Here is a 23,587-nt window from a genome sequence, read left to right on the forward strand (position 1 = left end):
CTTCCCTCTTCCGTGGGGGAGAGGGGGATGGGATATCGCTATGGCGTGACGGGAGCGGGCGCTGGCGCGGCGGGGGCGGTATTGACCTCGCCGTTGCGCATCGTTTGCGCCACCTGCTGTTTCTCCATGTTCACGGCGCTAAGCTGTGCGTTGACCGTCGGCTTGAGCGGGGCATCGGCCTGCACGCTGCCGCTGGCGGTCAGCTGGAGATTGCCATCCCCGCTGATGGGGAGCGAAGGCCAGCCCCAGGCCTGCAGAATATTCAGCGGCACGCCGCGGCCGTTCAAGCTCAAATTGACCTGGCGCTGCGGCAGCTGGGATACCGCGGCGGTGGCCTGCAGAATACCGCGCTCGGTGAACGCGCTGAGCTCAGTGATATTGAGCGTCGACGCCGTGGCGCTCAGCTTGAGTGAAGGGCGGCGCACGTCAATTCGGTTAAAAGTCGCCGCCGCGGCGTTCAGCGTCGCACTACCGTTCCACACCCCCCAGCTGCCGTTTTTCACCAGCTGAAGCTCGCCGCCATAGCCATCGAGAGCGGTAATTTGCCATGGGAAGGCAGGGTCCACATCGATGATCAGGTTGCGGCTGGCGCTGAATTTTTTCAGCGTCAGGCTTTGCAGCCAGGCCGGCATCGGCGTCATCCACAGCGGCTTCCAGTTCGCCGGCAGCGTGTATTCCAGCCCGGCGAAGGCGGTGTCGTCGAGCACCAGCGCGTTACCGGCGCGCAGCCAGTTGCCGGAGGTTCGCACCATGCCGCCCTCCCAGCGCGAGGAGAACTGGCGCAGGGCAATACCCTGGGGTGAAAATTCGGCATTCACGATCGGGTCGAAAAAGTGCAGCGAGCCGTAGATAAATTCGCTGGCATTCATCGACAGCGTGCCGTCCTGGCTCTGCCAGCCGCCGTGACTGAGCGTCAGGTTGCGCAGGTTCAGGTCGAGGTCGGTTACCGCCCAGTCCGGTCCCTGCAGGCGGGCGTCGGTGATATCCAGGCGGCCAATCTGCAGAGAGGGGACCGTGGCTAACGGCGCGAAAAAGTCGGCCAGCGAGGCGGCGCTCTGCAGTCGGATCTCATTTAGCTGAAGGTTATCCACCAGCCAGCTGCCGTCGGCGCTGCGTTTCGCATTGCCGGTTAAGGTGCCGCGGGCGACATCGGCGCCGAGGGTGGAGAGGGTGACCTCGCCCTGATCAATCTTGCCCTGAATCAGGACGTTGCTGGCTTCGACGCCGTTGAGCGTCATTGAACCCGCGCTCATCTGGATCTGTGCCGTTTTCCCCAGCACATTGCCTGCCTCCGGCGCCCATGGGCTGACGCCGCCGGTGACGCGCTGCGCGCTGAGCGCCCAGCCGGTTTCCGGACTATTGAAAGCCATATTGCGCAACATCAGCCGGTCGGCAGCGAACGGCAGGTCGGCAGAGTGGGGGGACAGATTCAGGGTGCCGTCGTTAAGGACAATCTCATCCGCATGCAGCGGGTCGCTAAACTGGCGGGTGCTGAAACCAATATCGACCGTTTTCGCCACCAGGGTTGCCGGCTTGCCTTCCCGGCCAAAGGTGACGTTTTGCAACTGCACATGCAGAGGGGAGGAGAAATCATGATCCATCGCATCGAAGGAGACCTGCCAGCCGGTGCCATTGCTGAGCCAGGCGCTGGCCTGGCGGGCGCCCCAGTGGGTTTGCAGCAGGAACCACGCGCCAACCATGACGAGCAGCAGAGCGACTAGCAGCCAGAGAATCAGCTTTCCAAGAAATTTCATGGTCTTCCACTCTGTGAGATGCACATAACCGTGTTATGCCCGATTTAGGCGCACTTCTCAAGGCAGGCGTGGTTTATTTCCGTGACGGAGCAGGCGGTGGAGGACAACAGGGGGGCGTCCCGGCCGATGGCACGACCGGGGGCGCGTTAAATCAGGCTTTTTCCGGCGGGAAAATTAAATTCAGAACAATCGCCGTGATACCGCCGGCGGCGATGCCGGAGGAAAGCAGATTCTTCAGCCAGTCCGGCGCGAACTGCAGGATCAACGGCTGTTGCGACACGCCGAGGCCCACCGCCAGCGACAGGGCGATAATCAGGATCGCCCGGCGATTCAGCGGCTCGCGGGAGACGATGCGCACGCCGGACGCGGCGATGGTGCCGAACATCACCAGCGTGGCGCCGCCGAGCACCGGCTCAGGGATATGCTGTACGAAACCGCTCACCGCCGGGAACAGCCCGAGGACGATCAGCATCAGCGCTACCACAAAGCCGACGTAGCGGCTGGCGACGCCGGTCAGCTGGATCACGCCGTTGTTCTGGCCGAAGCAGGAGTTCGGGAAGGTGTTGAAGACCGCGGAAACAAAGGAGTTGAGGCCGTTAGCCAACACGCCGCCTTTCAGGCGTTTCATATACAGCGGACCGGAGACCGGCTGCTCGGAGACATCGGAGGTGGCGGTGATATCGCCGATGGTTTCCAGGGAGGTGATCATAAACACCAGCATCAGCGGCAGCAGCAGGCTCCAGTCGATGCCGAGGCCATAGTACAGCGGCGTCGGAACGGTGATGAGGCTGCTGTTGGTCGGGGCGGTGTTGGCCGGCAGCATATCGAGGAACCACGCCGCCAGATAGCCCGCCGCCATGGCAATCACCAGCGAAGCGATGCGCAAATAGGGATTACGCTGGCGGTTGAGAATGATGATCAGCGCCAGCACGATGCCCGCCAGCAGCAGGTTCTTCGGCGCGCCGAAGGTGTGGTCGGCCATCGCCGCGTAGCCGCCGCCGATGGAGGTCAATCCGACCTGAATCAGCGACAGGCCGATAATCATCACCACCACGCCGGAGACCAGCGGGGTAATGATGCGGCGCGCCAGATGCAGGACGCGGGAGAGAACCATTTCCGTGCAGCTGGCCAGCATCAGGGTGCCGAACAGGGCGGCCATCATTGTCGGGACGTCGGCGCCGCCGGTTTTCAGCGCGGTGCCGCCCATGATGAGTGGGGCGACAAAGTTGAAGCTGGTGCCCTGAATGGAGAGCAGTCCGGAACCGACCGGGCCCCAGGCTTTGATCTGAATAATGGAGGCCACGCCCGAGGCGAACAGCGACATGCTGATGATATGTTGGGTATCTTGCGCCGGGAGACCGAGAGCCTGGCAGATTAACAGCGCCGGGGTGATCACCGCGACAAACATCGCCAGCAGGTGCTGGAAGGCGGCGAACAGGGTTTGCGGTAGCGGTGGGCGATCTTCGAGGCGGTAGATTAATTCGCTGGCTGGTTTATGCGCAACCGGTTGCGCATTTTCTGACTCTGCGGTGTTAACGGACATCACAAGCAATCCCAAGGTGGCAAAGCGGGAATTTTATCGGACTGTAGACCAAAAGCAAACGTTTGCCAGCGTTTGCCCATAAAAATTTATGCCGTGAATATGCGCAACGAGATAATTAACATTTTGTATGCTAAATCGCATCATTCAGGATACAAAATATGTTTTTCTGTCATTTTTTCCGCCGTTCTGCGTAAAATCCCCCTCTGACTCCTCATGATGAGAAGCTAAAGACACCAGGAATATCGTCGCGTGTGAATGGATCATGCGCCATAAGGAGCTTTTTATGTTTCATCTCGATACCTTATCGACGCTCGTTGCCGCAACGCTTGTGCTGTTACTCGGCAGAAAACTCGTCCAAACCGTTCCCCTCCTCAAGCAATACACCATTCCTGAACCTGTTGCCGGCGGTCTGCTGGTGGCGCTGGCGCTGCTGGTGCTGAAAAAAAGTATGGATATCGAAATTGATTTCGATATGAGCCTCAAAGATCCGCTGATGCTGGCGTTCTTCGCCACCATCGGGCTTAACGCCAACCTCGCCAGCCTGCGGGCGGGCGGCAAGGTGCTGGGTACCTTTCTGATTGTGGTGGTTGGTCTGCTGCTGCTGCAGAACGCCCTCGGTATCGGCATGGCGAAGCTGCTGGGGCTGGATCCGCTGATGGGTCTGCTGGCCGGCACTATCACCCTTTCCGGCGGCCACGGCACCGGCGCGGCGTGGAGCAAGCTGTTCATTGAGCGCTATGGTTTTGCCAATGCCACGGAGGTGGCGATGGCCTGCGCGACCTTCGGCCTGGTGCTCGGCGGTCTGATCGGCGGCCCGGTGGCGCGTTACCTGGTGAAGCACTCTTCCTCTCCTGACGGGACGCCGGACGATCAGGTAGCGCCGACCGCCTTTGAAAAGCCGGACGTAGGGCGGGTGATCACGTCGCTGGTGCTGATCGAGAGTATCGCCCTGATCGCCATCTGTCTGACGCTGGGCAAGGTGGTTGCGCAACTGCTGGCGGGCAGCGTCTTTGAGCTGCCGACCTTCGTCTGCGTGCTGTTTATCGGCGTGATCCTTAGCAACAGCCTGGCGCTGGCGGGGTTGTATCGGGTGTTCGATCGCGCGGTGTCGGTGCTGGGCAACGTCAGCCTGTCGCTGTTCCTCGCCATGGCGCTGATGAGCCTCAAACTGTGGGAGTTGGCCTCCCTGGCGCTGCCGATGATTATTATCCTGGCGGTCCAGGCGTTGGCGATGGCGCTGTATGCGGTATTCGTCACCTACCGGATGATGGGCAAAAACTACGATGCCGCGGTGCTGGCGGCGGGCCACTGTGGGTTTGGTCTGGGGGCAACGCCGACGGCGATTGCCAATATGCAGGCGATTACCGACCGTTTTGGCCCGTCGCACATGGCCTTCCTGGTGGTGCCGATGGTGGGGGCGTTCTTTATCGATATCGTCAACGCGCTGGTGATTAAGCTGTTTCTGCTGCTGCCGGTGTTTGGCTGATAAAAACCCGGAGGCGGTGCGCTACCTGATTATGCGGTCTGCGGGCTGTGTAGCCCGGGTAAGGCGTTTACGCCGCAACCCGGGGATACCCCGGGATTTATGCGTTGGCGCGGCTTCTCCCCGGCTCGCGCTACGCTTAGCCGGGCTACGGGGTGTGCGGCCTGCTGGTTGTATCCCGGCCAAGGCGTTTACGCCGCCAGCCGGGAATACCTCAACAATCTTACGCTTCGTCGTGCTCTTCCCACGCCAGGGCGCGTTTCACCGCTTTCTTCCAGCCGCTGTAGCGATAGTTGCGCTCGGTGGTTTCAATGCCCGGGCGGAATTCGCGCTCAATCACCGCTTTCTCCTGCAGCTCATCAAGGTTCTGCCAGAAGCCGACCGCCAGCCCGGCCAGATAGGCGGCGCCCAGGGCTGTGACTTCGCGCACTTCCGGACGCTCCACACGGGTGCCGAGGATATCGGACTGGAACTGCATCAGGAAGTTGTTGGCCACCGCGCCGCCGTCCACGCGCAGGGCGTGCAGACGGATACCGGAGTCAGCCTGCATTGCTTCCAGCACGTCGCGGGTCTGATAGGCGATGGACTCCAGCGTCGCACGGATAATGTGGTTCGAGTTCACGCCGCGGGTGAGGCCGAAAATCGCGCCGCGGGCATACGGGTCCCAGTAGGGCGCGCCAAGACCGGTGAACGCGGGCACGACATACACGCCGTTGGTGTCCTTCACTTTGGTGGCGAAGTACTCGGAGTCGAACGCATCGCTGATGAGCTTCATCTCGTCGCGCAGCCACTGAATGGAGGCGCCAGCCATAAACACCGCCCCTTCCAGAGCGTAGTTCACCTCGCCGCGCGGACCGCAGGCGATGGTGGTCAGCAAACCGTGAGTGGAGGTCACTGCTTTTTCGCCGGTGTTCATCAGCATAAAGCAGCCGGTGCCATAGGTATTTTTCGCCATCCCTTCCTTGACGCACAGCTGGCCGAACAGGGCCGCCTGCTGGTCACCGGCGATCCCGGCGATAGGAATACGGGTCCCGCCTTTACCACCGATGTTAGTCTGGCCGTACACTTCGGACGACTTGCGCACTTCCGGCAGCATGGCGCGCGGAATATCCAGCGCGTCGAGCATCTTGTCGTCCCAGTCCAGGTCGTGGATGTTGAACAGCATGGTGCGCGAGGCGTTGGTGTAGTCGGTGACGTGCACGCGACCCTGGGTCATCTTCCAGATAAGCCAGGTGTCCACGGTGCCAAACAGCAGCTCACCGCGCTTCGCACGCTCACGGGAACCTTCGACATGGTCGAGGATCCATTTCACCTTGGTGCCGGAGAAGTAGGGGTCCACCACCAGGCCAGTGGCCTTGCGGATATACTCCTCCATCCCGTCACGCTTGAGCTGCTCGCAGATCTCTGCGGTGCGGCGGCACTGCCAGACGATGGCGTTATAGATCGGTTTGCCGGTCTCACGCTCCCACACCACCACGGTCTCACGCTGGTTGGTGATACCGATGGCCGCGATCTGATCGGAGTTGATATCCGCTTTGGCCAGCGCTTCGACCAGCGTCGAGCTTTGGGACGCCCAGATTTCCATCGGGTCGTGTTCGACCCAGCCTGGCTTAGGATAAATTTGTTCGAATTCTCGCTGGGAGACGCTGACGATATTGGCATCATGATCCATCACAACGGCCCGGGAGCTGGTAGTGCCCTGGTCAAGCGCAACGATATATTTTTTGTCGGTCATAGTCGGTGTCCCGTAGTCAGATTACAGCGAAGCTTTATGTTGAGTGGTGGAAGAGGAGGGGCTCTGTTGCTCTTCGTCCACGCAGGTGTCGCAAGGCAGGTGGCGGCCAATCAGCTTACGATAGCTGAACGCGCCCAGCGCCGCGCCGACCACCGGTGCGCACAGCGGCACCAGGAAATAAGGAATATCTTTGCCGCCGGTGAAGGCGACATCACCCCAGCCGGCCAGCCAGGCGAAGGCTTTCGGGCCGATATCACGCGCCGGGTTCATGGCGAAGCCGGTCAGCGGGCCCATGGAGGCGCCAATCACCGCGATCAGCAGGCCGATCAGCAGCGGCGCCAGCGGGCCGCGCGGCACGCCGTTGCCATCGTCGGTCAGCGCCAGGATGACGCCCATCAGGATAGCGGTAATCACCATCTCTACCGCGAAGGCCTGCACAAAATTGATATGCGGGTTCGGGTAAGTGGAGAAGATGCCAGCCAGATCAAGGCTTTCCACGCTGCCGCGTACCATATGGTGGGTGGTTTCATAATCGAGGAAAAGATTGTAATAAAGCCCGTAAACTAATGCCGCAGCGCAAAAGGCGCCAGCGAATTGCGAAATAATAAAAGGAACCACTTTGCGGCCATCGAAGCAGGCGAACAGCCAGAGCGCGATGGTCACCGCAGGGTTAAGGTGCGCACCGGATACCCCGGCGGTCAGGTAGATCGCCATGGCGACGCCCAGACCCCAGATGATGCTGATTTCCCATTGTCCGAAGCTGGCTCCCGCGACCTTGAGCGCAGCCACGCACCCAACGCCGAAAAAGATCAACAACCCGGTACCGAGGAACTCTGCGATGCACTGGCCTTTTAAGGTTGATGTTTGGCTCATAATCGAATCCTGAAGCGTGGTGATGATTATTGTATGTAGGGCGGTCACAGACGACCATATTGCCATGTAGGCATAGTGTTAATTTATCGTTAACGAGCAAAAACGAGAAATATCGAACTTCAAATGTGTGTACCACGTCAAGAAAATGAGCGTTTTCGCGCCATTCGCGCGCATTGAGCGCGCTGCCGGAGCGTTTCACCTCGCATTTTGTTAACCATAAAATTAACAATGGCTCATGAAGTACGAGCGAACTGCGCTGAAAGTACCAGGTAAAGACTGAAAAGTGTTGCAAACCGCAATCTGCGCGGCTTGCCGCTGGACAGGGGAGGCGGGGATTCATACAATCGACGATAACACCGCTATGTGCGCTAATTTTCGTTAAGGCGGGACCGCGTATACGAAACACCAGTTTCTATCAACGCCTTGCAAGTTCAGGAGAGGTATGACGATGTCATTAGAAGTGTTTGAGAAATTAGAATCTAAGGTTCAGCAGGCGATTGATACCATCACTCTGTTGCAGATGGAAATCGAAGAGCTGAAAGAAAAGAACAACACCCTGGCGCAGGAAGTTCAGAGCGCGCAGCATGGTCGTGAAGAGCTGGAGCGCGAAAACAGCCAGCTGAAAGAGCAGCAGCAGGGCTGGCAGGAGCGTCTGCAGGCGCTGCTGGGCCGCATGGAAGAAGTCTAATCGCTTCGCGCCCTCTCCCGCCAGGGAGGGGGTGATCCTTATCCCTTCCTTTATACTCACAAGTTATAGCCAATCTTTTTTTATTCTTTAATCATTGAATCGCTTTCTGGCACGCTTAGCCCATCACAACACGACATAAAGAGAGCGGTGCGATGAATAAGTGGGGCGTAGGGTTAACTCTGTTGCTGGCATCCGCCAGCGTTCTGGCAAAAGATTTTCAGCTTTTAAACGTATCTTATGATCCAACGCGCGAGCTGTACGAACAGTACAACAAAGCGTTCAGCGCGCACTGGAAGCAGGAGACCGGCGACAACGTGGTGATCCGCCAGTCGCACGGCGGCTCCGGCAAGCAGGCGACCTCGGTGATTAACGGTATTGAAGCGGATGTGGTTACGCTGGCGCTGGCCTACGACGTCGACGCGATCGCCGAGCGCGGCCGTATCGATAAAAACTGGCTGAAGCGCCTGCCGGATAACTCCGCGCCCTATACTTCCACCATCGTGTTCCTCGTCCGTAAGGGCAATCCGAAACAGATCCATGACTGGAACGACCTGATCAAACCGGGCGTGTCGGTCATTACCCCGAACCCGAAAAGCTCCGGCGGCGCTCGCTGGAACTACCTGGCGGCCTGGGGCTATGCCCTGCATCAGAACCATGGCGACCAGGCGAAAGCCCAGGAGTTCGTCAAGGCGCTGTATAAAAACGTGGAAGTGCTGGACTCCGGCGCGCGCGGTTCGACCAATACCTTCGTAGAACGCGGGATCGGCGATGTGCTGATCGCCTGGGAAAACGAAGCGCTGCTGGCGACCAACGAACTGGGCAAAGACAAGTTTGAAATCGTGACCCCGAGTGAGTCGATTCTGGCTGAGCCGACCGTTTCGGTGGTCGATAAAGTCGTGGATAAGAAAGGCACCCGCCAGGTGGCGGAAGCGTACCTGAAGTATCTCTACTCGCCGGAAGGCCAGGAGATTGCGGCGAAGAACTTCTACCGTCCGCGCGATCCGAACGTGGCGAAGAAATATGCTAATGAATTCCCGAAACTGAAGCTGTTCACCATCGATCAGGAGTTCGGCGGCTGGACGAAAGCGCAGAAAGCGCACTTCTCCAACGGCGGCACCTTCGACCAGATTAGCCAGCGTTAAACCTCTCCAGCCCCGCTCCGGCGGGGCTTGCTGCCAACGCCCTGCAGCGGCTGTGCTTGCGCGGGCCTTCAGGCCGCCAGCGTAGCCCGGGCAACGCGCCAGACGCCATCCGGAAAAGCGCCCCGCCCGTCATCTGTTTTCATTTAGTCATCAAATTACGTTACTCTTCCGCTTCAGGCTTAACAGGGAATGAAAATGAGAAGAGTAAGATACTTTTTGCTGGCGCTGCTGGTGGCGATCCTCGCGGCGCTGGCCGGCGGCTACTACTGGCTGCACTCTGGCAACCCGGACGCGTTGCGCAAGATTGTTCTGCAGCAGTGCGTTCCCCATCAGCAACAGCAGCAAAACCCGTCGCCGTGCGCCGAAGTGAACCTCAAGGGCGGCTATGTGCTGTTTAAAGACCGTAACGGCCCGCTGCAGTATTTGCTGATGCCGACCTACCGCATTAACGGCACCGAAAGCCCGCTGCTGTTGGATCCGCTGACGCCCAACTTCTTCTGGCAGGCCTGGCAGGGGCGTGAAATCATGAGCCAGCGCCACGGCGCGCCGGTTCCGGATAACGCGGTATCGCTGGCAATCAACTCGCGCAGCGGACGCACGCAAAACCATTTCCATATTCATATCTCTTGCCTGCGCCCCGATGTGCGCGCGCAGTTAGATAAGGATGCGGCGGCGATCAGCAGCCGCTGGCTGCCGCTACCGGGTGGGCTTGAGGGCCATGAATACCTGGCGCGCCGGGTGACGGAGGCGGAGCTGGCCCAGCGCAGCCCATTCCTGATGCTGGCGGAAGAGGTGCCGGAGGCGCGTCAGCATATGGGACGCTTCGCGCTGGCGATGGCCCAGCAGAGCGACGGCTCGCTGGTGCTGCTGGCGACGGAGCGTAACCTGCTCTCCCTGAACCGGGCCTCGGCGGAAGAGATTCAGGATCATCGCTGCGCCATCCTTAACGCAAACCACTAGTTCTGGCGTTTACCTGTCTTACCTGTCGTCGTATTCTTGCTGAAAAAAACGACAGGAGACAGGCATGTCGCTCTGGCTTACCCACCCGCTGTTCCTCCCTTCACTGATTGTCGGCGTCACCATTGTGCTCTGGGCGACATCGCTGCTGCCGGAGTTTATCACCGCGCTGCTGTTTTTCGCTGCGGCGATGATGGCGAAAATCGCCCCGCCGGAGGTGATCTTTGGCGGCTTTGCCTCCTCGGCCTTCTGGCTGGTGTTCAGCGGCTTTGTGCTCGGCATCGCGATCCGTAAAACCGGGCTGGCGGACCGGGCGGCGCAGGCGTTGTCGGCGCGGCTAACCGACTCCTGGCCGCGGATGGTCGCCAGCGTGGTACTCCTGAGCTACGCCCTGGCGTTCGTGATGCCTTCCAACATGGGGCGCATCGCGCTGCTGATGCCGATCGTGGCGGCGATGGCCCGCCGGGCGGGCATTGCCGACGGTAGCCGCGGCTGGTTCGGCCTGGCGCTGGCGGTGGGGTTCGGCACCTTTCAGCTGTCGGCGACCATTCTGCCCGCCAACGTGCCGAATCTGGTGATGAGCGGCACGGCGGAAGGCTCGTACGGTATCCACCTGAATTATGTCCCCTATTTACTGCTGCATACGCCGGTGCTTGGCTGGCTGAAAGGGGCGGCGCTGGTGGCGCTAATCTGCTGGCTGTTTCCTGGTAAGCCGCATCCGCCGCGCGACCTGGCGCCGCTGCCGGCGATGAGCCGCGACGAGAAGCGTCTGGCGTGGCTGCTGGCGGTGGTCCTCACGCTGTGGGTGACCGAGAGCTGGCACGGCGTCGGCCCGGCGTGGACCGGCCTGGCGGCGGCGGTGGTAACGCTGCTGCCGCGGGTGGGCTTTATCAGCGGCGAGGAGTTTGCCAGCGGCGTGAATATGCGCACCTGCATCTACGTCGCCGGGATTCTGGGGCTGGCGATCACCGTCACCCAAACCGGGATTGGCGGCGTGATGGGCAATGCGCTGCTGGAAGTGATGCCCCTGGATAAAGACAATCCTTTCACCAGCTTTCTCGCTCTGACCGGGATAACCAGCGCGCTGAACTTTATTATGACCGCCAACGGCGTGCCGGCGCTCTACACCACCTTTGCCCAGAGCTTTGCCGACGCCACCGGCTTCCCGTTGCTGAGCGTAATTATGATTCAGGTACTGGGCTATTCCACGCCGCTGCTGCCGTATCAGGCGTCGCCGATCGTGGTCGCGATGGGGTTAGGCAAGGTCCCAGCGAGGGCGGGGATGCTGCTGTGTCTGGCGCTGGCGGCGGTGAGCTATTTGATTTTGCTGCCGCTGGACTACGCCTGGTATCAGCTGTTGGGGAAACTGTAGCGGCAAAAAAAGCCCGGCTTGCGCTGTGCGAAGCCGGGCTTCAGAGAGTTATCAGTCATCCCGGTCGCGTGTCGCCGCCGGGAAAAGCGGATTAGGCTTTTTTCGCCGCTTCTGCAGCTTTAACGATCACCGCGAAAGCGTCTGCTTTCAGGGAAGCGCCGCCAACCAGCGCGCCGTCGATGTCCGGCTGGGTGAACAGCTCTGCTGCGTTGCCAGCGTTAACGGAACCGCCGTACTGGATGATCACTTGCTCAGCGATTTTGGCGTCAGCTTTAGCAATGTGGTCACGGATGAATTTGTGCACCGCCTGAGCCTGAGCCGGGGTCGCGGATTTGCCGGTACCGATAGCCCATACGGGTTCGTAAGCGATAACCACGCCTTCGAAAGCGGCAGCGCCCTGCGTTTTCAGTACCGCGTCGATCTGACGCGCGCAAACTTCTTCCGTTTTGCCCGCTTCGTTTTCCGCTTCGGTTTCACCGATGCACAGTACCGGAGTCAGACCCTGCTCTTTCAGCACGGCGAATTTCTTCGCGATCAGCTCGTCGGATTCTTTGTGGTAGGTACGACGCTCGGAGTGGCCGATGATGATGTACTGCGCGCCGATATCTTTCAGCATTTCGGCGGAGGTTTCACCGGTGAAAGCGCCGGACAGGTTCACGTCAACGTTCTGCGCGCCCAGGTGGATGTGGCTGCCTTCTGCCGCACGCTTAGCCAGGTCCAGATACATTTCCGGCGGGGCGATGGCAACTGCACAGCCGCTTACGCCAGCCAGCTCGGTACGCAGGTTCGCAACCAGTTCGTTTACCATGTGGCGGCTGCCGTTCAGTTTCCAGTTACCCATCACTAAAGGATGTCGCATTTTAATTCTCCACGCTACTTAAGCGAATTAAGGAATATAGCCGCCCCAGAGGGCAGCATGGTCTGTGAAACAGTATAGAGACTCGTCACTGGAAAGGCTTTGCTTTTTGTCATTTATTGTTACCTTCCAGCGTTTCAGATAGCGCCAGCTTAATCGGTTCAATAGCGAAGGTCAGACCCTTTTCGCCATGATCTGCCACCACATAGCGCACGGCGCCCTCGGTGTCGGCGAAGTAGCGTTTGCCTTTGCCGGCGGTCAGGAGTTTCTGCAGTTTTTGCTGGCTCTGCGCCGGGCTAAGGGTGGGCACGAAGGCGCGGATCATGGCGCTCATATACTCCAGCGCTTTGGCCTTCGCCGCTTTTTGCTCCGGCCCCTGGATCGGTAGCCAGGTGATCTGCATGGATTTGATCTTCAGCGTGCCGCGCTCCAGCGCGGTGGAGGCATAGAGATTTTCGTTTATCTTGCTGGCGGCGCGGGTCAGGTTAGCCCGATCGCGGCTGGTTGATATGGAACGGAATTCATTCAGAGGCAGCTTCGGGTTATCGGCGTTAAATTTTTCCCGGAACTGGCTGATCGACAGGTCAAAGCTCGGCGCGCCGGCGAGCAGGTAGGGGGCAGCGGTCGTCGATTCGCTTTCTGCGGACAACGCGTGCGGGCCGACGGCAAGGCCCATCAGCCCACTGAAACACAAGATTGTCCACTTCTTCATGCCCGTCGTTCCTTTTTTTGCCTGCTGACGATTAAATCGGGAAGCGCGGCGCTTGTCAAAAAGTCACGACGCCAGGGTAAACTACGCAGACGATGATGATAAGGAAAAACGCATGACCCTACAGCAGTGGTTATTCTCAATTAAAGGGCGCATTGGCCGCCGCGATTTCTGGATCTGGATTGCCATCTGGCTGGTGACCATGAGCGCTCTGTTCACCCTGGCAGGGAGCAATCTGCTTAATCTGCAGACGGCGGCGTTTATTATCGTCTGCCTGCTGTGGCCGACGGCGGCGGTGGTGGTGAAGCGACTGCACGATCGCGGCAAATCCGGACTGTGGGCGCTGCTGATGATTTTGGCGTGGATGCTGCTGGCGGGGAACTGGGCGATGCTGCCGCAGGTCTGGCAGTGGGGCGTCGGGCGCTTTGTGCCGACGCTGATTATCGTCATGATGCTGATCGACCTGGGGGCGTTTGTCGGCACCCAGGGCGAGAATAAGTTCGGCAAGGAGACCCAGGACGTGCGCTGGAAAGCGGACGCCTGATTACCAGTAATGCTCCGCCGTCATGTGGCCCGGCCGGCGACGCAGATGTTTGGTCATCTGCCGGGTCTCTTTTAACAGCTGTTGGGTATCGCGCACCATCTGCGGGTTGCCGCACAGCATCACATGGCTGGTGTCGTTGGTCATCGGCAGGCCGACCGCCTCCTCCAGCGCCCCGGTTTCAATCAGGAACGGCACCCGGCCAGTCAGCGAGCCTGCCACGGTTTCGCGGCTGACCACCGTCTGGATGCGTAATTTGCCGGCGTAGCGCTGCTCAAGCTCGCGCATCAGCGGCAGATAGCTCAGGTCCGCGGCGTAGCGCACGGCATGGACCAGCACCAGATGGTTAAAGCGCTCAAGATCTTTGCCTTCCTGGAGAATCGACAGGTAAGGCCCAAGCGCGGTGCCGGTCGCCAGCATCCACAGGGTATCGCAATCCGGTACTTCCTCGAGGACGAAGAAGCCAGCCGCTTCGCTCACCACCTGGACCTCATCGCCCGGCTTCAGTGCCGCCAGACGCGGGCTCAGTTTACCTTCCGGGACGGTGACCAGATAGAACTCGAGATCGGGATTGCCGGGAGCGTTGACGTAGGAGTAGGCGCGCTGCACGCGTTCGCCGTCGATTTCCAGCCCGAGCTTGGTAAATTGCCCGGCGGTAAACGGCTGAACCGGCGCCCGCACGTATAAACTGAACAAGGCGTCCGTCCAGTACTCCACTTTTGTCACTTTGCCGCTAACCCAGTCCGCCATCGTCTTCTCCTGTTGCCAAGCGATGCTTTATCTTCGGCCCAGACGGGCAAGATTTCCACCCCGCAGGCGCAAGAAAGCTCTATTGATCAAATATAAACGAAGAACAGGACAACCGCCCGCGGACGGTTGCCTGGAGGAGAGAAAGCGGTATTACAGGATGTGCTGCTGGACGTCCGGATCTTTACGGTCGAGGTAATGAATCGACTGGATCCGACGGATGGTGCGCGACTTGCCGCGGATCAGCAGCGTCTCGGTGGTGGCCATATTGCCCTTACGGGTGATGCCGTCCAGCAGATCGCCTTTGGTGATGCCGGTGGCGGAGAAGACGACGTTATCGCTGCGCGCCATTTCATCAAGGCGCAGCACTTTACCCGCTTCGATGCCCATGGTTTTGCAGCGTGCCAGCTCGTTTTCACCGATGCGACGATTCTCTTCGCTGTCGCCCTTCACGTGGTGACGAGCCAGCAGGCGGCCCTGCATATCGCCGTCGAGCGCGCGGATCACCGCGGCGGAAACCACCCCTTCCGGCGCGCCGCCGATGCCGTACAGCACGTCGACTTCGCTATCCGGCATGCAGGTGAGAATGGAGGCCGCGACGTCGCCATCGGGAATGGCGAACACGCGCACGCCCAGCTGCTGCAGCTGAGCAATCACCGCGTCGTGGCGCGGTTTCGCCAGCACGGTGACGGTCAGCTCGCCCAGCGGCTTGTTCAGCGCGCGGGCGATATTGCGCAGGTTCTCTTCCAGCGGCAGACTGAGGTCGATAGCGCCTTTAGCGCCCGGGCCGACAATCAGCTTTTCCATATACATATCCGGCGCGTTGAGGAAGCAGCCTTTATCGCCGACCGCCATCACCGCCAGGGCGTTAGCCTGGCCCATCGCCGTCATCCGGGTGCCTTCGATGGGATCGACGGCGATATCCACCGCATCGCCCTTGCCGGTGCCCACTTTTTCGCCGATATAGAGCATCGGCGCTTCATCGATTTCGCCCTCGCCAATGACGATGGTGCCGTCGATATTGACGAGGTTAAGCATAATGCGCATGGCGTTCACCGCGGCGCCGTCGGCGGAGTTTTTATCGCCGCGGCCCAGCCATTTATAGCCCGCCAGCGCGGCGGCTTCGGTGACACGCGAAAATTCGATGGCCAGTTCTCGTTTCATAATCCACTCATTGTGTAGAAAAATTGCCCGCAGCGCGGCAAAAGCGCGCTACGCGTTGGAATAGCGTTCGGTTTCCGGCATCCAGCGCTCGATCAGCGCCTGGGCCTGCAGCGGATAGCGTTCATGAATGTGGCGCGCAATGCGCTGAACGTCGGGGATCATCGCCTGATCGCGCAGTAAATCCGCCACTTTAAACTCGGCGTTGCCGGTCTGGCGTGTGCCGAGCAGCTCGCCGGGACCGCGAATTTCAAGGTCTTTCTGGGCGATGACGAAACCGTCGTTGCTGTCGCGCAGCACCTGCAGACGCTTCTGCGCCGTTTTAGAGAGCGGCGATTTATAGAGTAGCACGCAGTGGGAAGCGACCGCGCCGCGCCCGACGCGCCCTCTGAGCTGGTGCAGCTGCGCCAGGCCCAGACGTTCCGGGTTTTCGATAATCATCAGGCTCGAGTTCGGCACGTCGACACCGACTTCAATGACCGTCGTGGCTACCAGCAGGTGCATTTCGCCCTGCTTGAAAGCCTGCATCACCGCCTGCTTTTCCGCCGGTTTCATCCGCCCGTGCACCAGACCGATATTCAGCTCCGGCAGCGCCAGCTTGAGCTCCTCCCAGGTGGCTTCCGCCGCCTGGGCCTCCAGCAGATCGGACTCTTCGATGAGGGTACAGACCCAATAGGCCTGGCGGCCTTCGTGGGTGCATGCGTTGCGCACGCGGTCGATAATATCGCTGCGCCGGGTGTCCGGGATGGCGACGGTGGTCACTGGGGTTCGGCCCGGCGGCAGCTCGTCGATAACCGAGGTATCGAGGTCGGCGTAGGCGGTCATCGCCAGGGTGCGCGGGATCGGCGTGGCGGTCATGATCAGCTGATGCGGATGAAAACCCTGCTGCTGACCTTTCTCCCACAGCGCCAGCCGCTGGTGTACGCCGAAGCGGTGCTGTTCGTCGATAATCACCAGCGCCAGGCCATTAAACTGCACCTGTTCCTGGAAGATGGCGTGGGTGCCGACAATCATCTGCACCTCGCCGCTGGCGATCGCGTCCTGCTGCGCCTGGCGGGCTTTGCCTTTCTGTTTGCCCGCCAGCCAGCCGACTTCAATGCCCAGCGGTGCAAACCAGCTGCGGAAGTTATTGGCGTGCTGCTCGGCGAGCAGTTCGGTGGGCGCCATCAGCGCCACCTGTTTGCCGTGGGCGATAGCGCGCAACGCGGCCAGGGCGGCGACCAGCGTTTTACCGGAGCCGACGTCGCCCTGCACCAGGCGCATCATTGGCACGTCCAGCGCCATATCGCGCTCGATCTCGGCGGTGACCCGCGCCTGCGCGCCGGTGGGCTTAAAGGGCAGGGAGGCCAGCAGCTGATTTTTCAGGGTATCGTTGGCGCCGAGCGGCAGGGCGTGATAGCGCTGGGCGCCTGCCCGCAGCGCCAGCATGCTGAGGTTGTGCGCCAGCAGCTCTTCCAGAATCAGGCGCTGCTGCGCCGGGTGCTTGCCGCTTTCCAGCTCGCTAAGCAATAACGATGGCGGCGGACGATGCAGGGTGCGCAGCGCCTCCGGCAGGCTCATCATCCCCTGCGCCAGCTCCGGCGGCAGGAGTTCGCCGATAGCGCAGGTCTCCAGCAGCTCGAGCGCCTGATCGGTGAGCTTGCGCAGGGTCGCCTGCTTAATGCCCTCGGTAGTCGGATAGACCGGCGTTAGGGTCTCCTGCAGCTCCGGGGTGCTCATATCGCCCTGGACGCGATATTCCGGGTGGATCATTTCGGCGCCGTACTTCCCGCGTTTGGCTTCACCGTAGGCCAGCACGCGTCGACCGGTCGCGAGGCTGTTTTTCATCGCCGCGTTGAAGTTGAAAAAGCGCATGGTGAGGATGCCGGTGCCGTCGCTGATCTGGCAGGTCATCATTCGGCGACCGCCGAAGGTGATATTGCTGTTGAGCACTTCGCCTTCCACGGTGGCATAAACGCCGGGAAGCAGATCGGCTATCGGGTAAAGATGGGTGCGATCTTCGTAGCGCAAAGGCAGGTGCAGCAGCAGATCCTGTACCGTATGCAGGCCGATCTTCGCCAGCTTGCTGCTCTGCGCAGCCCCGACACCGGTGAGTGAACTGAGCGGAACGGCATCTAACAGGCGGCCTGACATCGGGTTTACCTCGCAGCCTGCATGGTGGCCCACCACGCGGCATCGGCTTCCACTTCGCCCTGCTCGTTAACGTGGGGGTAAGGCAGCCCTTTTTGTCTCGCGACGCGGGCCAGCACCGGATAGCCGCCTTCAAACAGCAGGCGCTGTTGCTCTTCCGGCGGCAGCATGCTGTTGGCGCGTTGGTACATCCCGGCATTCTGTCGCTGCCGCTGGGCTTCATACAGGATCAGCGCCGAGGCGACGGAGACGTTCAGCGACTGCACCATGCCGATCATCGGGATAATAATGTCCTGATCCGCCAGGGCCAGCGCTTCCTGAGTGATGCCGGTTTTCTCCTGACCCATCAGGATGCAGGTTGGGCGCGTATAGTCAATTTCACGGAAATCGATGGCTTTGTCGGAAAGATGGGTGGCGAGGATTTGCATACCCTGGCCTTTGAGGTGGCCGACGGCATCTGCGATGGTACGGTGGGTTTTCACCTGCACCCAGCTGTTGCTGCCCGCGGCGGCGGAGGCCATGGTGCGCATCCGGCTGCTCGGCCAGACCGCGTGCACCTCGTGTACGCCAACGGCGTCTGCGGTCCGGATGACCGCAGAGACGTTATGGGGCTTATGGACCTGCTCCATGCAGACCGTCAGGTCAGGCTGACGCCTGGCGAGCATCTCGCAGATACGCGCATAACGCTTTGAATTCATTACTCTTAATCCTTCGAATTACCTCTTTAGCCGCTGCGGATCACGCGGCCCATCCCTGGGCCTCGCCCCTGACGGGGGCGCTGCAGGCAGCGTTCAAATCTGCTCCCGGCAGATTTGTCATTCGCTTGCCGCCTTGATGCAATTCGAATGTTTTGTCTAAAAGCTAATTTCGGTTACGGGTGACTTTAATCACGTCCGGCATGACGCGTATTTTGCGCATGATATTCGCCAGATGCACGCGGTCGCGGGCGGTCAGGCGGATAAAGGCGCTGTATACGCGGCCATCTTTCTCTTCCGTATTCAGGCTCTGGATATTGGAAGAGGCAGTGTTGATCGCCGCCGTCAGGTTAGCCAGTGCGCCCTGGTGGTTAAACATATCCACCTTGATCTCCGTAATGAACTCCTGAGCGGTCTCTTTATCCCACTCAACCGCCATAAATTTCTCCGGCTCTTTCTGGTAGCCGCGGATGTTACGACAGGATTCATGATGGATAACCAGCCCTTTGCCGGGACTGACGTGGGCGATAATCGGGTCACCGGGGATCGGGCGACAGCACTTGGCGAAAGTGATCAGCACGCCATCGGCGCCTTTGATCGGCAGATGGCCGTGGTTTGAGGCATTGGCCGGCACCGGCGCCGCAGCAGCTTCGCCCTGCTGCAGGTTTTTCGCCACCACCACGCTCATGGCGTTGCCCAGACCGATCTCCGCCAGCAGGTCGTCAAGCGAGGCCAGCTTCATCCGGTCGAGCTCGCGCTGGATATTCTCCGGCGGGATCTCGGCGAGTTTGCGGCTACCGCCCAGCGCGTGGTTGAGCAGACGGCGGCCAAGGCTGACCGAGTCATCGCGCTTGAGGTTTTTCAGCAGCTGACGGATCTTGGCGCGCGCCTTCGAGCTGACGACAAAGTTCAGCCAGGCGGCATTCGGACGTGCGCCCGGCGCGGTAATAATTTCGACAGTCTGACCGCTGGAGAGCGGCTGCGACAGCGGATAGGGCTGGCGGTCGACGCGCGCGCCGACGCAGGCATGGCCGATATCGGTATGCACCGCATAGGCGAAGTCCACCGGCGTGGCGCCAGCGGGCAGTTCGACAATGCGCCCTTCCGGGGTGAAAACGTAAATCTCATCGGGGAACAGATCGGATTTAACGCTCTCGATAAATTCAAACGAGCTGCCGGCGCTCTGCTGCAGCTCCAGCAGGCTTTGCATCCAGCGCTGGGCGCGGATTTGCGCGGTGGTGCTGCTTTCGCCGCCGTGCTCTTTATAAGCCCAGTGCGCCGCGACCCCCATCTCCGCCATCTGGTCCATGTCTTCGGTACGAATTTGTACCTCGACCGGGACGCCGTGGGGGCCGATCATCGAGGTGTGCAAAGACTGATAGCCGTTCGCTTTCGGAATAGCGATGTAATCTTTGAAACGACCTGGACGCGGTTTATAGAGGCTGTGCATCTGGCCAAGCACGCGGTAGCAGACATCGGCATCATGGACGATAACGCGGAAGGCGTAGATATCCATGATCGAGTGAAAACGCTGCTCTTTAAGCACCATTTTGCAGTAGATCGAGTACAGATGCTTTTCGCGACCGCTGACGCGGCAGGGGATCCCCGCTTCCTGCAAACGCCCTTCGATTTCCGAGAGAATCTTTTGGATCATCTCTTTACGGTTGCCGCGCGCCGCTTTGACCACCTCTTTAATGACGCGGTAGCGGTTCGGGTACAGCGCCTCAAAGCCCAGCTCTTCGAGCTCGGTTTTGATGTGATGGATACCTAAACGGTGCGCCAGCGGGCTGTAGATTTCCAGCGTTTCGCGGGCGATGCGGCGGCGTTTATCCGGGCGTAGCGAGCCCAGGGTACGCATGTTGTGGGTGCGGTCGGCAAGCTTGATGAGGATGACGCGGATGTCCTGCACCATCGCCATGATCATTTTGCGAAAGTTTTCGGCCTGTGCCTCTTTCTTATCTCGGAACTTGAGCTTATCAAGTTTCGATACCCCCTCTACCAGTTCGGCGACGCTTTTACCAAAAAGCTGTTCCATGTCCTGGTAGGTGGCGGGAGTATCTTCAATCACATCATGCAGCAGCGCGGCCATCAGCGTTTCGTAGTCGAGCTTCATCTCGGCCAGAATACAGGCTACCGCGACCGGGTGCGTGATATAAGGTTCACCGCTTGAACGTGTCTGACCCTCGTGAGCGTCACGTGCAACGAGATACGCCTGCCGCAGACGTTTGATCTGGTCTTCCGGCAGGTAGTTTTGAATCAGCTGATTCAGGCTTTCAAACAGATACAAGGGCGACCCGCTGTGTGATTAACGACGACCTTCAGCAATCGCGGTAACGGCTTGTAATTCAGCGGCTTCCTGCTCTTGCTGTTCCTGGCGCTCACGTACGTCGAGGATCTGGTTGTTGATCAGACCTTCTTCGATTTCGCGCAGTGCGATTACGGTGGTTTTATCGTTTTCTTCCGGTACCAGCGGATCCTTTCCGCCTACCTGCATCTGACGAGCGCGACGCGCGGCGACCAGTACCAGGTCAAAACGGTTACCAATTTTCTCTACAGCGTCCTGAACAGTTACGCGTGCCATACTTAAAATGCTCCACAGGTGAAGAAATGACTGGGCATGATACTGAATGTGGGTTCAGTCTGCCAATAGTTTGGTGATTAAAGCGCCATGTCGCTGCTTTTGGCGGCTCATGCGCAGACGTTCAGCGCGGATGATATTTTTCAGGTCGCTCAGGGCGGTGTCAAAATCATCGTTCACAATCAGGTAATCATATTCGGCGTAATGGCTCATTTCCGCAACGGCCTGGGCCATTCGCTTCGCGATCACCTCTTCGCTGTCCTGGCCGCGGCCGCGCAGGCGACGGTCCAGTTCATCTTTTGACGGCGGCAGAATAAAAATGCTGCGTGCGCCAGGCATGCTTTTACGGATCTGCTGCGCGCCCTGCCAGTCGATATCGAGGAAGACATCAACGCCGGTCGCCAGCACCTGCTCGATCGCTTTACGCGACGTGCCGTAATAGTTGCCAAAGACCTCTGCATGTTCCAGAAACGCGTTTTCGCCAATCATCGAGCGGAATTCGTCGTGATTCACGAAGAAATAATGTTCGCCGTGCACTTCACCCGGACGCGGCGCCCGCGTGGTATGGGAAACCGATACCTGGGTGTCATACAACGGTTGGGTTTTTAATAAAGCCTGAATCAGGCTGGATTTACCCGCGCCGCTAGGGGCGGAAACAATATAAAGCGTGCCTTGAGCCATGAGTGTCTTTTGTATGTGGTTATCGAAAGAGGTCCTACATACGAGCCTATTATACACGTCGCCGCGGCGTGACGCAGTCCTTGTCACACTTTTTGCCGCTGTTTCTTTCATTTTGCCTGCCGTTTTCCTGAATTCGCCAGCCGTTGCTGCAACGAGGTGTAAATCCTGGAAGGCGCTTCGCAGGGTGAAAAAGCGGCCGTCGCGGTTTCCGGCATTCTGCCGCAGACTCTCCGCCAGGTGATGAAGGAGGGGACAGCAATGCGTAAAGGAGGAGGGTGGCTGGCGATAGGGATGTTCTCCGCCAGCGCGCTGGCGACGTGTCCGGACTGGCCGCCGGCCAAAGGCAGACAGGAGATCGCACGTCTACATCAGCAGATTGACGCCTGGAACGAGGCTTACTGGCGACAGGGCGCCAGCGAGGTGAGCGATGACGTTTACGACCAGCTCACCCTGCGCCTGGCGCAGTGGCGGCAATGCTTTCCGGGCGCGACGCCGGAGGATGACGATCTGCCTCCGCCGACTGGCGATACGCGTCATCCGGTCGCCCATACCGGCGTGCGCAAGCTGGCGGATGAGGCCAGCGTGGCCCGCTGGATGAAAAATAAAGCCGACCTGTGGGTACAGCCTAAAGTGGACGGCGTGGCGGTCACCCTGGTCTATCGCCAGGGGCATCTGGTTCAGGCTATCAGCCGCGGGGATGGCCTGCGCGGTGAGTTGTGGACCGCCCGAGCGCGGCAGATCCCGGCGCTGGCGAAGCTGACGACCGGCGAACTGGCCAACAGCGTGCTGCAGGGGGAGCTATTTCTGCGTCGGGAGGGGCATATTCAGCAGCAGGCTGGCGGAATGAACGCGCGGGCGAAAGTCGCCGGGTTGATGATGCGGGCTGACGCGGCGGCGGCGGCGCTCAGCCAGCTGGACGTTTTTATCTGGGCCTGGCCAGACGGTCCCTCGGATATGCGCCGTCGACAGCAGCTGCTGGCGCAGGCGGGGTTTGGCTACAGCGGACAATACACCCATTCGGTAACGCGCGTTGAGCAGGTGGCGGAGTGGCGCCAGCGCTGGTATCGCTCGCCGCTCCCCTTCGTCAGCGATGGCGTGATTGTGCGTGAAGGACGCGAACCGTCGGGGCGCATCTGGTCACCGGGAAGGGGCGAGTGGCTGGCAGCCTGGAAATATCCTCCGGCATCGCGGGTGATGGAGGTACGGGCGATCCATTTCAGTACTGGCCGCAGCGGCAGACTCAACGTAGTGGCTGAGCTTGAGCCCCAGCGGCTGGATGACAAACGCGTGCAGCGGGTTAACGTTGGCTCTGTGAGCCGCTGGCAGGCGCTGGATATTGGGGTTGGCGATCAGCTGCAGATCAGTCTGGCAGGCCAGGGTATTCCACGGATCGACGCTGTTGTCTGGCGGACGGTCGAGCGCCGTAAACCGACGCCGCCGGCGGCGAAATTCAATGCGCTAACCTGCTATTTCGCCACCCCCGAGTGCAGCGAACAGTTTCTTTCCCGGCTGGTCTGGTTGTCATCAAAGTCGGCGCTGGATATCGATGGCGTAGGGGAAAGCGTATGGCGCGTTATTCAGCAGCAGCACCCGATGGAGCATCTTTTTTCCTGGCTGGCGCTCACGCCGGAGCAGCTGCAGGCGATGCCGGGGATCTCGGCTGCCCGTGGGCAGCACCTCTGGCATCAGTTTGATCTTATTCGTAAACGGCCTTTTATACGCTGGGTGCTGGCGATGGGGATCCCGGTGCCCCAGGGGGCGCTGGCGCGGCCTGGCAGTGAAAACTGGCGCCTCCTCACGGCAAAGAGTGAAGCGCAATGGCGCACGCTGCCGGGCGTGGGGGCGATCAGAGCCCGACAGTTAGTGGCTTTCCTGCATGACCCTGACGTGGCGGCGCTGGCGCAATGGCTTAGCGGGCAGCGCATCCCCGGGTTTTGAGGCG

General features: G+C 60.0%; 20 protein-coding genes. 7 read left to right on the forward strand and 13 right to left on the reverse strand.

Features of this window, described 5'->3' with window-relative positions:
• Positions 1–38 precede the first annotated feature (38 nt).
• The gene (locus tag ABLX76_RS09720; protein ID WP_048335585.1) at positions 39–1,754 is read right to left on the reverse strand and encodes an AsmA family protein; all 1,716 of its coding nucleotides are present in this window, start codon (positions 1,752–1,754) and stop codon (positions 39–41) included.
• A gap of 151 nt (positions 1,755–1,905) precedes the next feature.
• Positions 1,906–3,297 (reverse strand): uracil-xanthine permease family protein, encoded by a 1,392-nt coding sequence (locus tag ABLX76_RS09725; RefSeq protein ID WP_004150226.1) that lies wholly within the window; start codon positions 3,295–3,297, stop codon positions 1,906–1,908.
• Positions 3,298–3,580: 283 nt separating this feature from the next.
• On the opposite strand from ABLX76_RS09725, the gene gltS reads away from it, so the two are divergent.
• Complete coding sequence (gene gltS / locus ABLX76_RS09730) at positions 3,581–4,783, forward strand: sodium/glutamate symporter (protein WP_032454381.1); 1,203 nt, start codon at positions 3,581–3,583, stop codon at positions 4,781–4,783.
• A gap of 220 nt (positions 4,784–5,003) precedes the next feature.
• Here the strand turns inward: gltS and glpK are convergent, their stop codons facing one another.
• Positions 5,004–6,515 carry a glycerol kinase GlpK gene (glpK, locus tag ABLX76_RS09735; RefSeq protein ID WP_004873089.1) on the reverse strand — a complete coding sequence of 504 codons (1,512 nt, stop codon included), beginning with the start codon at positions 6,513–6,515 and terminating at the stop codon, positions 5,004–5,006.
• A 21-nt stretch (positions 6,516–6,536) separates the two neighbouring features.
• The gene (locus ABLX76_RS09740) at positions 6,537–7,388 is read right to left on the reverse strand and encodes an MIP/aquaporin family protein (protein WP_012967047.1); all 852 of its coding nucleotides are present in this window, start codon (positions 7,386–7,388) and stop codon (positions 6,537–6,539) included.
• Positions 7,389–7,830: 442 nt separating this feature from the next.
• Here ABLX76_RS09740 and zapB point away from each other — a divergent pair, with 442 nt between their 5' ends.
• The 4 genes from zapB to ABLX76_RS09760 all read left to right on the forward strand — a co-directional run bounded on the left by zapB (position 7,831) and on the right by ABLX76_RS09760 (position 11,547).
• Positions 7,831–8,076 (forward strand): septal ring assembly protein ZapB, encoded by a 246-nt coding sequence (gene zapB, locus ABLX76_RS09745; protein ID WP_086075620.1) that lies wholly within the window; start codon positions 7,831–7,833, stop codon positions 8,074–8,076.
• A gap of 152 nt (positions 8,077–8,228) precedes the next feature.
• Entirely contained in the window at positions 8,229–9,218 is a 990-nt protein-coding gene (locus tag ABLX76_RS09750; RefSeq protein ID WP_348874459.1) for a sulfate ABC transporter substrate-binding protein, read from the forward strand.
• A gap of 189 nt (positions 9,219–9,407) precedes the next feature.
• Complete coding sequence (locus ABLX76_RS09755) at positions 9,408–10,178, forward strand: CDP-diacylglycerol diphosphatase (RefSeq protein ID WP_072199002.1); 771 nt, start codon at positions 9,408–9,410, stop codon at positions 10,176–10,178.
• 64 nt (positions 10,179–10,242) lie between these two features.
• Positions 10,243–11,547, forward strand: coding sequence for an SLC13 family permease (locus tag ABLX76_RS09760; RefSeq protein ID WP_348874460.1), 1,305 nt, complete (start codon positions 10,243–10,245; stop codon positions 11,545–11,547).
• A 91-nt stretch (positions 11,548–11,638) separates the two neighbouring features.
• Here the strand turns inward: ABLX76_RS09760 and tpiA are convergent, their stop codons facing one another.
• Entirely contained in the window at positions 11,639–12,406 is a 768-nt protein-coding gene (gene tpiA, locus ABLX76_RS09765; protein WP_002922909.1) for a triose-phosphate isomerase, read from the reverse strand.
• A gap of 109 nt (positions 12,407–12,515) precedes the next feature.
• Positions 12,516–13,115, reverse strand: coding sequence for a YiiQ family protein (locus ABLX76_RS09770; protein WP_023291378.1), 600 nt, complete (start codon positions 13,113–13,115; stop codon positions 12,516–12,518).
• A gap of 112 nt (positions 13,116–13,227) precedes the next feature.
• On the opposite strand from ABLX76_RS09770, the gene ABLX76_RS09775 reads away from it, so the two are divergent.
• Complete coding sequence (locus ABLX76_RS09775) at positions 13,228–13,656, forward strand: DUF805 domain-containing protein (protein ID WP_004173894.1); 429 nt, start codon at positions 13,228–13,230, stop codon at positions 13,654–13,656.
• On the opposite strand, the gene fpr is transcribed toward ABLX76_RS09775, so the two are convergent.
• From fpr to gmk, 7 genes are all read right to left on the reverse strand, one after another.
• The gene (fpr, locus tag ABLX76_RS09780; RefSeq protein WP_048298571.1) at positions 13,657–14,403 is read right to left on the reverse strand and encodes a ferredoxin--NADP(+) reductase; all 747 of its coding nucleotides are present in this window, start codon (positions 14,401–14,403) and stop codon (positions 13,657–13,659) included.
• A 150-nt stretch (positions 14,404–14,553) separates the two neighbouring features.
• Entirely contained in the window at positions 14,554–15,564 is a 1,011-nt protein-coding gene (gene glpX, locus ABLX76_RS09785; RefSeq protein ID WP_023291376.1) for a class II fructose-bisphosphatase, read from the reverse strand.
• A gap of 48 nt (positions 15,565–15,612) precedes the next feature.
• Positions 15,613–17,694 (reverse strand): ATP-dependent DNA helicase RecG, encoded by a 2,082-nt coding sequence (gene recG / locus ABLX76_RS09790; protein WP_023291375.1) that lies wholly within the window; start codon positions 17,692–17,694, stop codon positions 15,613–15,615.
• Between the two features lie 5 nt (positions 17,695–17,699).
• The gene (gene trmH / locus ABLX76_RS09795; RefSeq protein ID WP_087848701.1) at positions 17,700–18,389 is read right to left on the reverse strand and encodes a tRNA (guanosine(18)-2'-O)-methyltransferase TrmH; all 690 of its coding nucleotides are present in this window, start codon (positions 18,387–18,389) and stop codon (positions 17,700–17,702) included.
• A gap of 163 nt (positions 18,390–18,552) precedes the next feature.
• Positions 18,553–20,673, reverse strand: coding sequence for a bifunctional GTP diphosphokinase/guanosine-3',5'-bis pyrophosphate 3'-pyrophosphohydrolase (gene spoT, locus ABLX76_RS09800; RefSeq protein ID WP_004205080.1), 2,121 nt, complete (start codon positions 20,671–20,673; stop codon positions 18,553–18,555).
• 18 nt (positions 20,674–20,691) lie between these two features.
• Positions 20,692–20,967 carry a DNA-directed RNA polymerase subunit omega gene (gene rpoZ / locus ABLX76_RS09805; RefSeq protein WP_000135058.1) on the reverse strand — a complete coding sequence of 92 codons (276 nt, stop codon included), beginning with the start codon at positions 20,965–20,967 and terminating at the stop codon, positions 20,692–20,694.
• A gap of 54 nt (positions 20,968–21,021) precedes the next feature.
• Positions 21,022–21,645 (reverse strand): guanylate kinase, encoded by a 624-nt coding sequence (gene gmk, locus ABLX76_RS09810; protein ID WP_002922664.1) that lies wholly within the window; start codon positions 21,643–21,645, stop codon positions 21,022–21,024.
• Positions 21,646–21,903: 258 nt separating this feature from the next.
• On the opposite strand from gmk, the gene ligB reads away from it, so the two are divergent.
• Entirely contained in the window at positions 21,904–23,583 is a 1,680-nt protein-coding gene (gene ligB, locus ABLX76_RS09815; protein ID WP_348874461.1) for an NAD-dependent DNA ligase LigB, read from the forward strand.
• Positions 23,584–23,587 lie beyond the last annotated feature (4 nt).

The organism is Klebsiella sp. JB_Kp004, assembly GCF_040065795.1.
In the GTDB taxonomy this organism is placed as follows: Bacteria; Pseudomonadota; Gammaproteobacteria; order Enterobacterales; family Enterobacteriaceae; genus Klebsiella; species Klebsiella quasipneumoniae.

What these genes read in the sequence shown, in the direction of transcription:
- ABLX76_RS09720 (WP_048335585.1), bottom strand. Translation starts at nt 1,754, where the DNA reads ATGAAATTTCTTGGAAAGCTGATTCTCTGGCTGCTAGTCGCTCTGCTG.
- zapB (WP_086075620.1), top strand. Translation starts at nt 7,831, where the DNA reads ATGACGATGTCATTAGAAGTGTTTGAGAAATTAGAATCTAAGGTTCAG.
- glpK (WP_004873089.1), bottom strand. Translation starts at nt 6,515, where the DNA reads ATGACCGACAAAAAATATATCGTTGCGCTTGACCAGGGCACTACCAGC.
- ligB (WP_348874461.1), top strand. Translation starts at nt 21,904, where the DNA reads ATGCGTAAAGGAGGAGGGTGGCTGGCGATAGGGATGTTCTCCGCCAGC.
- ABLX76_RS09770 (WP_023291378.1), bottom strand. Translation starts at nt 13,115, where the DNA reads ATGAAGAAGTGGACAATCTTGTGTTTCAGTGGGCTGATGGGCCTTGCC.
- fpr (WP_048298571.1), bottom strand. Translation starts at nt 14,403, where the DNA reads ATGGCGGACTGGGTTAGCGGCAAAGTGACAAAAGTGGAGTACTGGACG.
- rpoZ (WP_000135058.1), bottom strand. Translation starts at nt 20,967, where the DNA reads ATGGCACGCGTAACTGTTCAGGACGCTGTAGAGAAAATTGGTAACCGT.
- ABLX76_RS09775 (WP_004173894.1), top strand. Translation starts at nt 13,228, where the DNA reads ATGACCCTACAGCAGTGGTTATTCTCAATTAAAGGGCGCATTGGCCGC.
- ABLX76_RS09750 (WP_348874459.1), top strand. Translation starts at nt 8,229, where the DNA reads ATGAATAAGTGGGGCGTAGGGTTAACTCTGTTGCTGGCATCCGCCAGC.
- ABLX76_RS09755 (WP_072199002.1), top strand. Translation starts at nt 9,408, where the DNA reads ATGAAAATGAGAAGAGTAAGATACTTTTTGCTGGCGCTGCTGGTGGCG.
- gltS (WP_032454381.1), top strand. Translation starts at nt 3,581, where the DNA reads ATGTTTCATCTCGATACCTTATCGACGCTCGTTGCCGCAACGCTTGTG.
- ABLX76_RS09740 (WP_012967047.1), bottom strand. Translation starts at nt 7,388, where the DNA reads ATGAGCCAAACATCAACCTTAAAAGGCCAGTGCATCGCAGAGTTCCTC.
- tpiA (WP_002922909.1), bottom strand. Translation starts at nt 12,406, where the DNA reads ATGCGACATCCTTTAGTGATGGGTAACTGGAAACTGAACGGCAGCCGC.
- gmk (WP_002922664.1), bottom strand. Translation starts at nt 21,645, where the DNA reads ATGGCTCAAGGCACGCTTTATATTGTTTCCGCCCCTAGCGGCGCGGGT.
- ABLX76_RS09760 (WP_348874460.1), top strand. Translation starts at nt 10,243, where the DNA reads ATGTCGCTCTGGCTTACCCACCCGCTGTTCCTCCCTTCACTGATTGTC.
- recG (WP_023291375.1), bottom strand. Translation starts at nt 17,694, where the DNA reads ATGTCAGGCCGCCTGTTAGATGCCGTTCCGCTCAGTTCACTCACCGGT.
- ABLX76_RS09725 (WP_004150226.1), bottom strand. Translation starts at nt 3,297, where the DNA reads ATGTCCGTTAACACCGCAGAGTCAGAAAATGCGCAACCGGTTGCGCAT.
- trmH (WP_087848701.1), bottom strand. Translation starts at nt 18,389, where the DNA reads ATGAATTCAAAGCGTTATGCGCGTATCTGCGAGATGCTCGCCAGGCGT.
- glpX (WP_023291376.1), bottom strand. Translation starts at nt 15,564, where the DNA reads ATGAAACGAGAACTGGCCATCGAATTTTCGCGTGTCACCGAAGCCGCC.